This is a genomic window from Gordonia sp. 135 (assembly GCF_009720185.1).
GTDB lineage: Bacteria > Actinomycetota > Actinomycetes > Mycobacteriales > Mycobacteriaceae > Gordonia > Gordonia alkanivorans.
This window is the reverse complement of sequence record NZ_CP046257.1, coordinates 4,510,585-4,525,631: the sequence shown is the minus strand read 5'-3', so window position 1 is coordinate 4,525,631 and position 15,047 is coordinate 4,510,585. Positions and strand designations below refer to the sequence as shown.

Here is a 15,047-nt window from a genome sequence, read left to right as displayed (position 1 = left end):
CAATTTGGGACGGTCGGACATGAAGCCAGATTCAGCAAGTGGGTACAGAACAGCCCGGTTCCTCGTGTTCCGAGAGCGGGATTCGAGAAACCGGGCTGAGTTCGCCGGTAGGTGAGAGACAACCGGCCGCCTGAACCGGTCGGTCGGGCCGGGCAGGGCTGACCGACCGGTCCGAGTGTCGTATGAGTGGCCTTATCGGTCAGTAGGAGCGAGGTAGTCCGTAAGTCTCGGCCAAGTTGTTGCGCACCATCTCGTTGCTGATCGGAGCGATACGGAACTGACGCAGATCTCTCCAGAAGCGCTGCGCATTCGTCTCCGAGGAGATGCCCATACCGCCGAGAACCTGGATGCCGCGGTCGGCGGCGGCAACGGCGAGTTCGGAGGTGACGACCTTGACGATGTTGGCTTCCTTGTGGCAGTTGGCGCCGGAGGATTCACGCCATGCTGCGTCGAAAGTGAGAAGTTCGCACTGCTTTTGGGCTAGCGCGGTGTCGGCAATGTAGTGCTGGATGATCTGGTGCCCGCCGATCACTTTCCCGAACGCCGTACGCGTGCTGGCGTATTGGACCGACTCTTCCAGAACGCCGTCCAACATGCCCAGGGCCAGTGCGCCGCTCATGATTCGCTCGTTGTTCAGCGAGGCGAGCAGGACCTTGAACCCCTCGTGCGCCGTACCGAGAAGTTGGGAGTCGGGAACGAATACATCGTCGAGAAACACCTCGCAAGAACCCATTGCGCGCATCCCGAGTTTCGGTATGTAACGCATCTCGATGCCCGATGAGTTCGTAGGCACGAGCAGCAGGGTGGTCGGTGGCCGTCCGCCGGGCGTCTCTGGGTCGCCGCTGCGGGCCAGCAGCAGCAGATAGGTAGCCTGCTTGGCTCCTGTCGACCACATCTTCTGGCCCGACACTCGCCAGCCGCCGTCGACTTTCACCGCCCGGGTGCGCATGGCTCCGAGAAGATCGGTGCCGCCACCCGGTTCTGTCACCGCGATCGAGAACCGGATCTGCCCGGCAGCCAATTGCGGAAGGTACTCGCTCTTTTGTTCCTCAGTGCCGCCATGGCTCAACGCCTTTGCGCCGGCAAACGACGGTATTCCCCACACCCAGGACAGGCCGCCTAGGCTGCGGGCGAGCTCGCGGGCGAGGACGGCGGTGTCGACCGCGTCTCCACCCTGGCCCCCGTAGGCCTCGTCGATTCCCATTGCGTGAAAACCGGCCTCAGCCATCGCGTCCCAGAGTTCGAATGGGTACTCGTACTCACGCTTCTCGAGTTCGATTGCGCGTTCGGCAGGATAGTTCTTGTCAACCCATCCACGCACGTAGTCCCGAAAGTCGCGACGAGAATCGTCAAGATCAAGCAACATGAGACAACCTTCCTCCGTAGTCGTAGTCGTAGCCGTTGCCGGCGGCAAACGGGTTCATCACACTCGCCACACGGATGGGCCTGGACGCGAGACCGGGACCATCGGAACGACTGCGGTGCGATCCAATCGGGTCAACGCAACGGCCAATTCGGCCACGGCATCCGGGCTGATCATGGTGTGCGCAGGTACGTTGTCGGTCAGCGGGGCCGTCATATCGGTGGCCACATAACCCGGACAGATGGCTGTCGCGCTCACTCCTGACGAGGACTCTTCGGTGTTCAGTGTGTCGCACAGTGAGGTCAGCGCGGCCTTGCTCGCACCGTAGGCCGAGTTCAACGGCTCGGCCGCAACGCCGGTCAACGACGATATCGCGATCACGCGACTGGCTTCGCCGGTGCCTGCAGTGGCACGCAGTGCGGGAAGTAGTCGCTGGATGAGTACATACGCCGAGCGGACGTTGATGGTCATCAACTTGTCCATGCGGCGCACCGGGAACTCTTCGAACGAGCCGATCGACCCCATACCCGCATTGAGCACCAACGCGTCGAGGCGATCGAAGTGCTCTGAGTGCGCGGCCGCGAGCCGGTGCAGGTCTTCTTCAGAGCCCATGTCGGCGACGATCGGAACGACGCGGGTCGAGGAGGTTCGTTCGAGATCGGCGGCGGCTTCACGCAGCGTCTGCTCAGACCGTGCCGAGATCGTCAGATCCCATCCCTGCTCGGCGAGTCGTCGAGCGATCGCGAGTCCGATTCCGCGCGAGGCGCCTGTGACCAACGCTGCACGTCTCATCGGGGAGCCATCCGTAGCGCTCCGTCGAGACGGATGGACTCGCCGTTGATCATTGCGTTGTCGACGATGTGCGCCACGAGATGCGCATACTCAGCAGGTTCGCCCAGGCGGGAGGGATGCGGCACCTGAGACTCCAACGATGCACGTGCCTCATCAGTGAGGCCCTGCAAGATTGGGGTGGCGAACATACCCGGTGCGATGGTGGCGACGCGGATCAACGATTGAGCGAGGTCGCGCGCGATGGGCAGAGTCATTCCCACGATCCCGCCCTTTGATGCCGAATACGACGCCTGACCCACCTGGCCGTCATACGCGGCGACCGAAGCGGTGTTCACGATGACGCCGCGCTCACCACCGACCGGTTCGGTGGCGGCGATCGCCTCGGCGGCGAGCCGGATCACGTTGAACGTTCCGATCAGATTGACCGTCACCACACGCTCGAAGCGTTCGAGATCAAGTGGGCCGTTCCGGCCCAGAGTGCGTGCCGGGTCACCGATGCCTGCGCAGTTCACCGCAATTCGGAGCGGTGCGATCGCAGACGCCGCAGCAACGGCCTCGGCGACCTGCGCGCTGTTGCGAACGTCGGTGGGCACAAAGGTCATCCGACCGCCGGACTCCTGTGCGACCTCGTGACCGTTCGACGACTCCAGGTCCGCGATGACCACGTGAGCACCGTCGGCACTGAGTCGTTGGGCGGTCGCTAGGCCGAGACCCGACGCACCTCCGGTGACCACCGCAGCACAATCGTTAATCTCCAACTCGCACTCCTTCAGTTTCGAACTCCGGGCATCGCGTCTCGCCGACGCACGTCGACGACCTCCCGATTGAATCTCGCAGAACGCAGTGGTGGTTGTGCCAGTTCGCTACATGAGTTCTCGAGGTACGCCCTTCGCGCGGCCGGAAGCTGAGGACGGTTCGCGAAATGGTTGCGGAGATATGCGCGCTAGCGGGTGCTCAACCGCTGGACAGACCCGCGATGTTGGTGTCCGGCCGCCAGGACCAACAATCGCCGATCGAGTTCGGAGCGGGTATCAGCGCTTGAGGTCCGCAGAATTGTCTGACCCACCCGGTCGTAGAAGTTGCGCGGGCTTACACCGAAAAGCACGAACACGTCGAAAGCTGGCGGACCCCCGAAGGGGGCCCAAGCTCTGGCGTAAGCCAGCATCTCGAGTTCCTGGGTCGGTCTCGGCACCCAATCCTCCGTCGAAGTCGGTGCACGTCGCGCATGTCGACGGGCGGGTAAGTGCACCGAGATTAGAACGATGAGACCGGCACCAGATGGCCGAGCCTGCTACAGCAGCTCGTATGTTCCACATTGAAACACCGGGACGTGACCCACGGAACGTATGTTCACGCCACATTCCCGTCCGGTTCACCTCCTGTGTGAACCACACGCTCCCAAGGAGTTTCTGTGTCCGACAGCGATCTTCAACTGACCAGCACTTCCCCGCCACGAAACCTCCGGACAGTCATCATCGCCGCGCTCGGCGCAAGCACCCTGGAGTGGTACGACTTCTACATCTACGGGACCGCCGCGGCCCTCGTCTTCAACAAAGTCTTCTTCCCCTCGGTGAATCCCGCACTCGGCACGCTCGCGGCATTCGCTACATTCGGTGTCGGCTTCCTGTTCCGCCCTTTGGGCGGAATCATCTTCGGGCACTTCGGCGACACCGTCGGCCGCAAGAAGCTTCTTGTTATCGCCATGATGATCATGGGTATTGCGACGTTCTTGATCGGACTTCTGCCCACATATGCGACGATCGGTGTCCTCGCGCCAGTTCTTCTGGTGGTCCTCCGGGCCGCTCAAGGTCTCGCAGTTGGCGGCCAGTACGGCGGCGCGATGCTTCTGGTCACCGAGAACGCGCCGGCGAACAGGCGTGGTTATTACGGCAGCTTCTCCCACATCGGACCGTCGCTGGCGGTGATCTTGTCCAACGTTGTGTTCCTTATCGTCGTCGCCGCGGTCAGCCCGGAAGCACTGGTCGATTGGGCGTGGCGCATTCCGTTCCTGCTGTCTGCGGTCGTCGTGATCGCAGGAATTTACATGCAGCTCAAGATCGAGGACACCGCGGAGTTCCGCGAACTGCAGGAGCGTCGGGCGGCCGAGGTCGTCAACAGTGTTGAGCCCAAGCGTCGTTCACCGATCATTGAGGCTCTGCGGACGCATCCGAAACAAATCCTGCAGGCCGGCGGGATGATCCTGATCATCCAGGTCTACTACTACGTACTCATCGTGTTCACGATCTCGTACGCGACGACTCATGACATCGACCGCACGACCGCGCTGATCGCAGTGCTGCTATCCAGTGTGGCGACGGTGGCGACAATCCCGATCGTGGCGTCCATGTCGGATCGCCGTGATCGCCGTGGCGTCCTGCTATGGGCTGCGGTCGCCACGACGATCACTGCGATCCCGTACGTGCTGCTGCTCGAGACCGGAAGTGTCGTTCTGCTGTTCGTTGCGGTGATCGTTCCCGGGTTGACGCTGGGAGCGCTCTACGGACCCATGGCCGCGTTCTACTACGAGATGTTCTCCGCGGAGGTGCGGTACTCAGGCGCGTCGATCGGTTATCAACTCGGTGCCGTGATCGGTGGCGGATTCTCGCCTCTGATCGCGACCAGCTTGCTCGAGGCAACGGGATCTTTGATCCCGGTCGGCATCTTCATTACGGTGGCGGGCCTGCTGAGTATTTGGGCCATTGCGTCGACTACTGCGCGTAAGGCAGCCGCAGCGGAGCAGGTCTCGACGACAACGTAATCGTAAGTTCAGACCGAGGGGGGTGTTCATGCACACCCCCCTCGGTGTTGTATCGCGTCGACAGTTTGCGCGCGGCACCGGGAGCCCGCCAAAACTATTGCGGTGGCGGTACATGTCGGGGACCTGGGACATGGACATGGAATCGCCGCCCATCTCAAGGCGAACACCTGAGATGGGCGGCGAGGTGGGTGAGACAGTCCCGCTAGTGGAAGACCTTCTTGAGTCGGGGACGATCGATCTTGTTGGTGGCCGTGCGCGGAATCGCCTCGACAACCTCGATCCGTCGAGGACGTTGCAGTCCACGGAGATTGGGGTTCGATGCGCAAAACGCCGCAATGTCTTCGGCGGTGACATCGGGCCGTGATGGGACGATGATGGCCGTCACCTGCTGTGACAGTCTCTCATGGGGTGTACCGATCACTGCCACCTCGGCGACGAGAGGGCAGGCGGCCAGATGCCCCTCCACCATCTGGGGATACACGTTCTCGCCGCCGCTGATGATCATGTCGTCGGCGCGGTCGACGTAGTAGAGGTACCCGTCCGCGTCTGCCCGCACCAGGTCACTGGTCCGGAACCAACCGTCGACGAACTTCTTCTTGTTGACCTCGTCGAGTTGCCAGTATCCCGGGGTCACCGCGTCGCCGCGAACCCACAACTCTCCGGTCTCTCCATTAGGGACATCGACACCTAAGGACTCTTCGTCGGTGGACACGATGCGAACCTGCACGATCTGATCGAGCGGCTTGCCCAGACTGCCCTCACGTCGCGGTTCGTTCAGCGGCTCGGTGACCGAAAGCCCCATTTGTTCGGTCTGCCCGTAGATGTTCACGGCAACGATCCCGGTCAGAGCGGTCAATTGCTGTAGACGACTGAGCGGGAGAGCGGACCCGCCGATGGCGCATACCCGAATCGACGGCAAGGGAAAAGGCTCGTCTTGTAGTTCGTTGACGATGTCGACCATCATCGCCGGCACGAGGGCGGTCACGGTGGGTTCGAGGCGACGCGCATCCTCAAGCCATTGACGAGCGTTCCAGCGCCGCAGTGTGATGGTGCCCCCGGCCAGGAGAAGGGGGAGCGCGAGCAGCTGTAGGCCACCGACGTGGAAAAGAGGCGTGCTGATGAGCGCGGTGTCTTTTACGTCGATCGACCACAGCTGGTGTTTTGCCTCGCACACCGCGGCGATATTGCGATGCGTCTGGCGGACGCCCTTGGGATTGCCCGTGGAACCGCTTGTGTACATCAGGACGGCGTCGTCGACGTCGAAACGCGGCACGACCAATGGCTCAGGTGACCGGGACAGCGCGTCGTCCCACGTCGCCATCGCATCCGGGTGATCGCCCACTGCCACCAAGCGGTCGTAAGCCCGATGCCCTGGGAGAGCATCCAACAAGCGCGGGATGTCGGCCGCTGGCGCCACCACCAACTGCACATCGGCATCGTCACTGGCATGTCGTAGGGCAGAGGGATGGAACAGATAGTTGTAGGGCACCAGACAAGCGCCTGCCTGCCAGATGCCCATCATCGCCACGATCCACTGTGGCTGGTTGTGCATCAGGACTCCGACACGCTGTCCCGGCTGAACGCCTTGCTCAATGAGAAACGACGCGAACCGCGCAGATTGATCGGCAAGCTCCTGGTACGTCATCTCTGTGTCGCCATGACGAACCGCCACTTTGTGTGGGTGGCGCCGCGCTGATCGCCGTATGACGTTGACGATATTCACCTCAGGTCCTCTCGCTACAGTCACGAGCCCGGCTGCTCCTAAGTCCGATCGGACTTGGCTAAAGGCAGCTGACTAAACCGCAGAGTAGGTCGCATCACACCGTGATGGATGTCGCATATCAGGACGACTCGTAGGGTCGGCCTCGGTGGAGCACATTGAGACACGCCACGGTCCCGGCGTGTACCTACTATCAGGCGACCGTCGCCGCCCGGTGCCGCTTCCCGCAAGGAGTTGTTGTCATGTCATCCGAACCAGTTGTCGTCGTCGCACGATGCGTGCCCCGCGAGGGGCACGCGGAACAAGTCGAAGCGGCCGTGCTCCGCGCCGTTGCGGCCACTCACGAGCAGGACGCAGGGTGCGAACTTTACGCGGCCCACCAGAGCGTGCGCGGGCGCCCGGGCATCGTGATCATTGAGAAGTGGTCCAGTGCAGAGCTTCTGCAGGCACATGGGACCGGCGACGCATTCGCCGCCCTCAACGGGGAGGTGGCCGAACTTTTGGCGGAGCCGCTCGACGTCATGGTCCTGCAGCCTCTACCGGCGGGCACCGACGAACTTGGAACTCTCTGAACCGCCGCTCTCCGGCATGAGCAAGCCCGGCCACTGTGATCCGTTCCAGGTCTCAGCGGCCGGGCTCTTTCGTTCGGCTGGTGGCGTTCAGCTGGCGTGCAGTGCCCGCTCGTCCCACCGGGCGGCCGCGGCTATCGGGGGTGCATCGCACAGCTCGATCTCTCGGCCACGCAGCACGGCGCGAAGTGGACCGTCGCCGTTCAACAACCGGACCGAGTGCACCCCGAGGTCGCCGAGAATGCTCGCGACGACGAACGGTAGCTTGTCGAGTCGACGGTCGGGTTCCCGGTCTGCCTGAACATGGATGATGATGCCGCTGCCGGAAGACACCATCGCGCGCTCGACCTCTTCGAAACCATGCGGATCATCCGTGGTTTCCACTGATTCAGGATGAACGTACAGCGGAACCGGCGCATCCGTATCGGTCGGTCCCACGACCGTGACGTGGTGGCGGGCCTGGGACGTCGGTCCGACATACGTGATGACCTGCTGTCCGAGCAGACGTGCAGCACTCTCCCGGTTGACCACCGGGGTGACAGCGAGCATGTACAGGTGCACATCGCTGATGGACACGAGGCTGAGCCGATGGGCGGTGGCGAAGGCTTCGAGCTCAGCTCGATGCGGAAGCCCGGTCTGCACGCTTTCGCCGACGGCGGCGGCGAACAGTGCGGCAGAACCTCGCCCGGACCGTTCACTCAGGAACGACGCCGCTTCAGCAATTCCTTGACGAGCCCGCAATCCATCCTCGGCGGTGCGCACCGGCACGACGTGCCCGGGTCGGGTGAAGTCATCGCGGGTCGCGCGCGGATCGGCGAGAAGCGCTGCCGTGCGGGCTCGGTCATGCGCCGAGATCCCGGTGGTGGTGCCTGTAGTCGCGTCAACGGTGACGCACGCGTGCGATCCGGTTCCGGATTTCTCGTCGACGCCTTCCATCACCGGGAGGTCGAGACGATCGCACGTGTCACCGCTGAGTGCGACGCAGACGAAACCCGACGAGTAGCGCACCACCGATGCGACCGCCGCGGCATCTACGTGTGCCGCACCGGCGACGAGGAATCCGCAGATTTCGCGGTCAGCGAGGTCATTGACTACGACGATCTGTTCGTTGCGCTCGAGTGCGGAGATCGCCTTCTCCACCCGCATCCGTCGGAGTGCCAGATCGGTCAGTGGCGGCATTGCGTGCGTCATGACTCCACCACCAGGTCGACGTCGTGCAGACGACGGAATCGGCTTCCGTGGAAGACCAGTGGGGGGAGATCGGGTTGGGTTTGCAGGCTGTGGATCTCGAGGAGAACTACGGTGTGATCGCCCGCAGGCACCTCGGCGTAGATCGAGCAGTCGAACCATGCCGATGCGTCGAGGACGAACAGCGCACCGTCCTCGGTTGCGCGCCAGGCTGTCTCGGCGAACCGGTCGCCGGTTTTCATCGACAGGCGCTTGCCTGCCGACACCTGGTTCTCTGCCAGGACACTCAGCCCGAGGCGGGATTGCTCGCGCAGCGTTGGCCAGGTCGTCGACGTGTTCTGCATGCACACCGACAACAGGGGCGGGTCGAGCGACACCGAGGTGAACGAGCTCACCGCCATGCCGACGGGGCCGTCCGATGCCTCGGCACACACGGCAGCGACGCCCGTCGGGAAGCAACCAAATGCGTTTCGGAGCACGGATGTCGGCTCTTCGAGTGTGTTCACGATGATCACGTAGTTCTCCAGGGGTGGTCAGCTGCGGGGGAGTCCGAGAACTCTCTCGCTGATGTAGTTGAGGATCGATTCGTTGTTCAGCGGCGCGATCTGGAGGACCCGGACCATCGGCCACACGGTGACGATGTCGGTCTCGTAGACGAACGCGGAGCCACCATGGGTTTGGATGGCGCTGTCCACTGCGGACAGTGCTGCGCGGCTGCCGAGCAGCTTCGCCATGTTCGCCTGATCGCCGGCATCGATTCCGTTGTCGTACGACGCTGCGGCCGAGTACATCACCTGCCGGGCCGCTTCCATCTCCGCCTTGGCCAGGGCCAGTGGGTGCTGCACTGCCTGATGCGATCCGATCGGGGTACCGAAGGGTGCCCGGACCTTTGCGTACTCGACGGCTTTGCGCAGTGCGTAGTCTCCGAGGCCCAGGGCCCAGGCGGCGACCGTGACGCGCTCCTGGTTCAGGCACGAGAGAATGTGGTCGAAGCCGAGTCCCTCGGTGCCGATCAACGCCTCGGGCCCGACCTCGACATCGTCGAAGAACACCTCGAACTGGCTCTCGGGTGCGTACCACTCGATGTCGAGCTTGCGCAGCTCGATCCCTGGAAGCGACATGTCCACGATAAAGAGACCAAATCCGCTTCGTCGACTGAGCTTCTCGCCGGGAGGAGCGGTGCGCGCGAGCAGCAGGATGTGGTCCGACTCATCAGCGCCGGAGATGAACACCTTCTGTCCCGAGATGCGGTACGAGCCCTCTGCCGTCTTGCGTGCGTAGGTACGCGCCGCGAAGGAGTTGGTGCCGGCTTCGGGCTCGGTGACGCCCAGGCAGATCTTGCGCTTACCTGAGATGGTGGTGACCACGTGGTCTTTGATCTGCTGCTCCGTACCGTGCCGCAGGATCGCCTCGCGAGAGAAAGTTGTCAGGCTGTACTGCAGAGGCGGGACCCCGGCCTGTGCCAGGGCTTCCATGACGGCGGTGGTTCCGGTGAGACCGCCGCCGGCGCCTCCGAGGTCCTCGGGTACGCCGATTGCCAGCAGGTCTGCGGTGACGATGGCCTCCCACAGTTCACGAGCATGTCCGCCCTCGCGAGCGCGCTGCAGGAACAGTGAACGGGGAAAGCTGGCCGAAATCCCTTTGACTGCCTCGAATACCGAAGCGACAAGCTCCTGGCTGTCGGGATGGACGGTCGGCATTGCGTCGAGCTTCATCAGGTGGGTCTCCTGTGGATCAGGGTTGTGAGTAGCGGGGCGTCCGCTTCTCGATGAAGGCGCGGGGACCTTCGGTGGCGTCTTCGGATCGAAGAACTCGCTCGTTGAGTGCGAGTTCGAGCGCGAACTTTGGCTCGTTACCCAGAGCGCGTACGGCGATTTCCTTGGCGGTGCGTACGGCAACAGGCCCGTTGCGACTGATGATCTCCGCGAATTCCATTGCCCGAGTCCGTACTTGATCGTCCGGTACGACCTCGTTGATGAGACCGATCCGGTGTGCTTCGTGGGCGCTGATGTGGTCGCCAGTCAGTAGTAGGTGCATTGCGGCTGCCCACGGCACCTGCTGCGGGAGTCGAACGTGCGTCCCGCCCCCGGGGACGAGGCCCCACTTCACTTCGGGCAGTCCGAAGATCGAACGTTCAGATGCCACCCGGATGTCGGTGCCCAGCAGCATCTCCAGGCCTCCGGCGAGGCAGATCCCGTTCACCGCGGCGATGATCGGCGTGAAGACGTCGGAAAAGAATCTCTTGGACGGGTCGGGTGCGAGGATGTCCAGCTCACCGGCAGTCAGTCGCGGGATGAGTTCGCCGAGATCGCCACCCGCACTGAAGGCGCGAGTCCCGGCACCGGTGAGCACGATCGCACGGACCTGGTCGTTATTTCTCGCCGCGTCGAACGCCTCGGCGAGTTCGCGAACCATGCGGACGGTCAGCGCGTTGTGCGCCGCCGGCCGATCCAGCGTGACCACTGCGGTCGAGTCCTCGACCGAGTAGGAGACGGTTCCGTCGGCGGTGGACGCAGTCACCGTGGTGGGCCTGGTTATAGATCGTTCGCTTTGTGACACCGATTACCTCCTCGTTGTGTCGAAGGTAACGACGTGGAGGTAGGTCTAGTTGTCGCATCGTGGCACAGTCGCGCGCACGGTCGGATGTTGCGCCCGGCCCGTGGGCGGTCAGATGTGCGACGTCATCAGAATGCGGACGTGGACAGGTCGATGCCGAGCGAGCGGATCTTTCGATACAGCGTGGACCGGGCGATGCCGAGGTCCTCTGCGGCCCGATTCTTGTTACCGCCGGCGTCCCGGAGTGCAGCGATGATCGCACCGGCCTCGACCTGCTCGAGTCCGACGAGCTTTCGACGCGAAGCGTTAGCGACGACGTCGGCCGGAAGATCGCTGGCGTTGATGTATCCGTTGCGGTTGTTCTGCAGCACTCGCAGGACGACGGTCTCGAGTGAGGAAACGTTGCCTCGCCACTCCAACCTCGACAGGGCTTGAACCGCGTCGGCCATCCATCGCACGGGCTTGTCGTCCCTGCCCAATCGCACCGCGCAGCGACGTGTCAGCGCATCGAGCAAGGCCGGGAGGTCCTCGAGGCGATCCCGCAGAGCGGGCACAGTGAGTACCGAGGCGAACTCAGAACCGAGCAGGGCTGGACGCCGGTCATCCTCAGCCCGTGTCGCGGTGGCAAAGACTCGAACCGAGCCGTCCCGGTGGGTGCGCAAGAGGTTCGCGACCGCCAGTGCAGTCGGCTCCGCGAGTTCATCACACCGTCGTAGAATCACCGCGCCGCCTGATCCCCGAAGACTCGAGTCGAGTTGTTGTAACCACGCTTGTGCACCATCGAATGCGGCGTCAGCCGCGTCGATGACGGTCACGGGACCGGAATGTCCAGCCATCGCGGTGGCCACGGCGACTTTCCCGCTACCGCGCTCACCTACTACGAGTACCGTTCCGCTACCGGCGACAGCCGCAGCCTGACGGCACAGATCGCGCCACCGGGGGCCCTCGCCCACCAAACCCGGCAATCCGGGTGCCGGGCGCACGGAGGACCCACTGCGGGCGTTGCGGTCCACAACCGGCCGAATCCTGAGGACGGCGCCCGCCGACTCAGCTGCGTTCGTGACCTCGTGACATTGCACCGACACGACGGTGCCATCGGTGAGCACCAGTGACCGAGAAGTCGAGATCTGATCGCGAATGGCGCGAGACGCGTGCTCCCACAACAGTGCCTGGTCCACCGACGTGAGCATCCTCGCTGCGGTTGCGTTAGTGATGATCGTTTGGTCGTTGAGAGCGACGAGCGGATGACGTGCATCCCGGTTCTCGTTCAGATACGCATCGAGCAGCATGCGCTCGCGCCGAGATGCCAACTCCTGAAAAGCACTCTGGATCTCATGGACCAGCTCCATAACCCACGACAGCAGCACTGGACTGGTGTCCTCATAGCGGGAGGTCAAGTTCAACGACCCGATTACCCTCCGTGTGACCGGGTGGATCACCGGGACACCGGCCGAGGTGACCGAGGCGTAATCGTCGGCGAAGTGCTCGAGCCCACGAACCATGCTGGGGCGTCCGTTCAGCAGACATATTCCGCTACTGGTCCCAATCGAGGTCTCGTCAACATTGATCGAGGGGACGATGCTCTGCTTCTCAAGCCAAGTGGACAGAGCAGGGTCCCGGACCCACTGCCGCAGGATCATTCCGTCGGCGTCGGTCAAACTCAGTCCGCACATCGCCTGTTCGAGTGCGGACTCACGCTTGGTAAGCACCTGATCAACCGTGTCGATGAACGACAGATTGGATTCGCGACCATCCGACTGCACGGGCCGCGGCGCTGATGCGTCGAGTCCGTAACGCAGCGACCGGCGCCAAGAGTCGAGCAGCTGCGAGGAGATGCCCGCGGCTTCGACATCATGAGGATCGGCGGAACCAGTGGCGAGAAAGACGTCTCTCACACGTTTGAAGGCTCGAGAATCGGGGCTGCCGAGCGTGAACCGTGGAGAGTGCGGCGAAATCTCCGACGCGCCGCTTCCGAAAGGCGCTACGGCAGTACTCACAAGCTTGTCCTCCGCTCCGGGCGTCGATGTCTCACCCGGGTTCGTGGGTGTGTGTACAACATCACCCCGCCACCCGTCTGCAAAGAGTGACCCACTACTGACAATCTGTCAAGATAGGTTCGATCAGCGAAGGGGAAGCGCCAACAAAGTGCACGTCAGAAGGTTGTGCACTGCCTTCCGATCCAACGTGCCGAGCCGTAGCCATTCGTCGGTTGCAGTGCTGACGAGCGACTGAAATGCCCGAACATGGGCCCGGTTGACCTCCGTGCGGGGTGCCCGCAGAACGGCGAGGAGACGTTCCTCCCAGACACGCATGCCGGACTGCAGGACCGCCTCGACTTCGGGGTCGCGACGGATAGACGATGCGCCGATCATGCCCAAGTAGGTCGCCCGGTTGTGTTCTACGATGTCGAGCCACCGGTCGAAGGTCTGATCAACAGCGCTGGCGATGCCGTCTGGCGAACCGCCGGTCACGTCGACCATTACTGGGGGTGCGGGCAGTCGCGCGAAACGGCGGACAACTTCCAGGTACAGGGCTCGTTTCGTGCCGAAATGGTGGTGGAGGTTGGTTCGCGTAGTTCCAGCGGCGGCGGCGAGCTCGGAGGTGGACACCTCTTCGTAGGAGCGCTCGGCGAACAGGCTCTGCGCGACCTGGAGGATCTGTTCGCGACGATCACCGGAGGTCAAACGGGTTCGTCGCGCGGGTCCCTCGTGTGTCATGCGATGACAGTAACGGGCCGCTCTCGATCAGGGAGGGCTGCTGAACGACCGTCGCATCTTGCTACATCGACGGTCTGCGTACGAGACCTAATCTATGCGCGGACCACTGTCACGCGACAGCGGTGCGCCCAGACCTACGCCTAGGAGCATCATGGATCTCGATCTCACCGGAAAAACCGCGCTAGTTACCGGAGGGAGTTCGGGAATCGGCGCCGCGTGTGCCCGCCACCTCGAACAACATGGGGCGAACATCGCCGTGGCCGACCTCAAGCCTTCGGCCACAGGTGAATACGGCATTCGAGGTGCGCTGTCCGTGACGGTGGATGTCACCGATCCCGATCAGGTTGCTGACATGGTCGCACAAGTGGTGGCCCGGTTTGGTTCACTCGATATCGCGGTCAACAGTGCGGGTGTGGGTATGCCGGTCAAAGCCCCCACTGCCGAGACAGCCGTCGAGGAGTGGCGTCGGCTGTTGTCGGTCAATCTCGACGGTGCGTTCTTGTGCATGCGGTCCGAGCTGGCGGTGATGTCTGCCGGTGCCAGCATCGTCAACATCGCATCCATCACCGGTTCGGTTGGGTTAGCCGGTGCCAGCCCGTACGTGTCTTCTAAACACGGCCTGATCGGCCTCACCAAAACGGCCGCACTGGATTACGCGACACATGGTGTTCGAGTAAACGCCGTGGCACCCGGCTTCATCGAGACCCCATTGCTGCGCAATCCCGACGACGCGAGCCGGGTCCGGCTCGCCGAGTTGCATCCAATGAGCCGACTGGGGACCCCTGACGAAGTAGCCGCCGCCGTCGCGTTCCTCGCTTCGCCGGCCGCCTCGTTCATCACCGGCGCGGTTGTCCCGGTGGATGGTGGCTACACCGCCCGCTGACGCACCATCAGTCTCTCTCAGAATGGAATTCCGATGAGCACAGTTGTTGAATCACCGAGTCAGCTTGCGGGCCTTGTGGGTTCGTCATTGGGCGAAACACCGTGGCGAGTACTCAATCAGAGCGACGTCGACACTTTCGGAGCGGTGACCAGAGACGAGCAGTGGATTCACGTCGATGTCGAGAGAGCCAAGGCAGGCCCCTTCGGCAGCACCATCGCCCACGGATACCTGACCTTGTCGCTGATGGGGCCGCTGTTCGCTGAGCTACTGACAGTCCGGGAGGTGTCGATGGTCGTCAACTACGGGCTGGAGAAGGTTCGATTCCCTGCCCCTGTCCCTGCCGGCGCGAGCGTACGGCTGACCGCCTCCGTCGCCGAGGTGACCGAGATCAACGGTGCCGTTCAGCTTGTTGCGGACGCGGTCATCGAGATCGAGGGAGCCACGAAACCGGGTTGTGTCGCTCGCCCGGTCTATCGCTTCTTTCCGTGACCGCCTGACACA

General features: G+C 63.0%; 14 protein-coding genes. 4 read left to right on the top strand and 10 right to left on the bottom strand.

The annotated features are described in order from the left end of the window. Positions 1-199: 199 nt before the first annotated feature. From GKZ92_RS20495 to GKZ92_RS20485, 3 genes are read right to left on the bottom strand one after another with little or no spacing between them, the layout of a single operon-like run. Positions 200-1,366, bottom strand: a complete 1,167-nt coding sequence (locus tag GKZ92_RS20495) for an acyl-CoA dehydrogenase family protein (protein ID WP_155225578.1) — start codon at positions 1,364-1,366, stop codon at positions 200-202. Positions 1,367-1,423: 57 nt separating this feature from the next. Beyond that, on the bottom strand, positions 1,424-2,155 hold the full coding sequence (locus GKZ92_RS20490; protein ID WP_155225577.1) for an SDR family NAD(P)-dependent oxidoreductase: 732 nt from the start codon (positions 2,153-2,155) through the stop codon (positions 1,424-1,426). Further along, positions 2,152-2,913, bottom strand: coding sequence for an SDR family NAD(P)-dependent oxidoreductase (locus tag GKZ92_RS20485; RefSeq protein WP_155225576.1), 762 nt, complete (start codon positions 2,911-2,913; stop codon positions 2,152-2,154). Before GKZ92_RS20485 ends, GKZ92_RS20490 begins: the two co-directional genes overlap by 4 nt. A gap of 653 nt (positions 2,914-3,566) precedes the next feature. On the opposite strand from GKZ92_RS20485, the gene GKZ92_RS20480 reads away from it, so the two are divergent. Continuing rightward, positions 3,567-4,913, top strand: a complete 1,347-nt coding sequence (locus tag GKZ92_RS20480; protein WP_196222018.1) for an MFS transporter — start codon at positions 3,567-3,569, stop codon at positions 4,911-4,913. Positions 4,914-5,115: 202 nt separating this feature from the next. Here the strand turns inward: GKZ92_RS20480 and GKZ92_RS20475 are convergent, their stop codons facing one another. Further along, a complete protein-coding gene (locus GKZ92_RS20475; protein ID WP_155225575.1) occupies positions 5,116-6,636 on the bottom strand; it encodes a class I adenylate-forming enzyme family protein in 1,521 nt (506 codons plus the stop codon). A 239-nt stretch (positions 6,637-6,875) separates the two neighbouring features. On the opposite strand from GKZ92_RS20475, the gene GKZ92_RS20470 reads away from it, so the two are divergent. Then, on the top strand, positions 6,876-7,205 hold the full coding sequence (locus GKZ92_RS20470; protein WP_155225574.1) for a putative quinol monooxygenase: 330 nt from the start codon (positions 6,876-6,878) through the stop codon (positions 7,203-7,205). 87 nt (positions 7,206-7,292) lie between these two features. Here the strand turns inward: GKZ92_RS20470 and GKZ92_RS20465 are convergent, their stop codons facing one another. The 6 genes from GKZ92_RS20465 to GKZ92_RS20440 form a co-directional block, all read right to left on the bottom strand. Then, complete coding sequence (locus GKZ92_RS20465; RefSeq protein ID WP_155225573.1) at positions 7,293-8,393, bottom strand: 3,4-dihydroxy-2-butanone-4-phosphate synthase; 1,101 nt, start codon at positions 8,391-8,393, stop codon at positions 7,293-7,295. Beyond that, positions 8,390-8,896 carry a flavin reductase family protein gene (locus GKZ92_RS20460; protein WP_442903319.1) on the bottom strand — a complete coding sequence of 169 codons (507 nt, stop codon included), beginning with the start codon at positions 8,894-8,896 and terminating at the stop codon, positions 8,390-8,392. Before GKZ92_RS20460 ends, GKZ92_RS20465 begins: the two co-directional genes overlap by 4 nt. A gap of 27 nt (positions 8,897-8,923) precedes the next feature. Further along, the gene (locus tag GKZ92_RS20455) at positions 8,924-10,105 is read right to left on the bottom strand and encodes an acyl-CoA dehydrogenase family protein (protein ID WP_155225571.1); all 1,182 of its coding nucleotides are present in this window, start codon (positions 10,103-10,105) and stop codon (positions 8,924-8,926) included. Between the two features lie 19 nt (positions 10,106-10,124). Further along, positions 10,125-10,910 carry an enoyl-CoA hydratase/isomerase family protein gene (locus tag GKZ92_RS20450; RefSeq protein ID WP_230461850.1) on the bottom strand — a complete coding sequence of 262 codons (786 nt, stop codon included), beginning with the start codon at positions 10,908-10,910 and terminating at the stop codon, positions 10,125-10,127. A 164-nt stretch (positions 10,911-11,074) separates the two neighbouring features. After that, positions 11,075-12,841, bottom strand: a complete 1,767-nt coding sequence (locus tag GKZ92_RS20445; protein ID WP_155225569.1) for a sigma-54-dependent Fis family transcriptional regulator — start codon at positions 12,839-12,841, stop codon at positions 11,075-11,077. Positions 12,842-13,066: 225 nt separating this feature from the next. Continuing rightward, a complete protein-coding gene (locus GKZ92_RS20440; RefSeq protein ID WP_155225568.1) occupies positions 13,067-13,663 on the bottom strand; it encodes a TetR/AcrR family transcriptional regulator in 597 nt (198 codons plus the stop codon). 151 nt (positions 13,664-13,814) lie between these two features. Here GKZ92_RS20440 and GKZ92_RS20435 point away from each other — a divergent pair, with 151 nt between their 5' ends. Together GKZ92_RS20435 and GKZ92_RS20430 are read left to right on the top strand one after the other, a co-directional pair. Continuing rightward, complete coding sequence (locus GKZ92_RS20435) at positions 13,815-14,546, top strand: SDR family NAD(P)-dependent oxidoreductase (protein ID WP_155225567.1); 732 nt, start codon at positions 13,815-13,817, stop codon at positions 14,544-14,546. A 33-nt stretch (positions 14,547-14,579) separates the two neighbouring features. Continuing rightward, positions 14,580-15,035, top strand: a complete 456-nt coding sequence (locus tag GKZ92_RS20430) for a MaoC family dehydratase (RefSeq protein WP_155225566.1) — start codon at positions 14,580-14,582, stop codon at positions 15,033-15,035. Positions 15,036-15,047 lie beyond the last annotated feature (12 nt).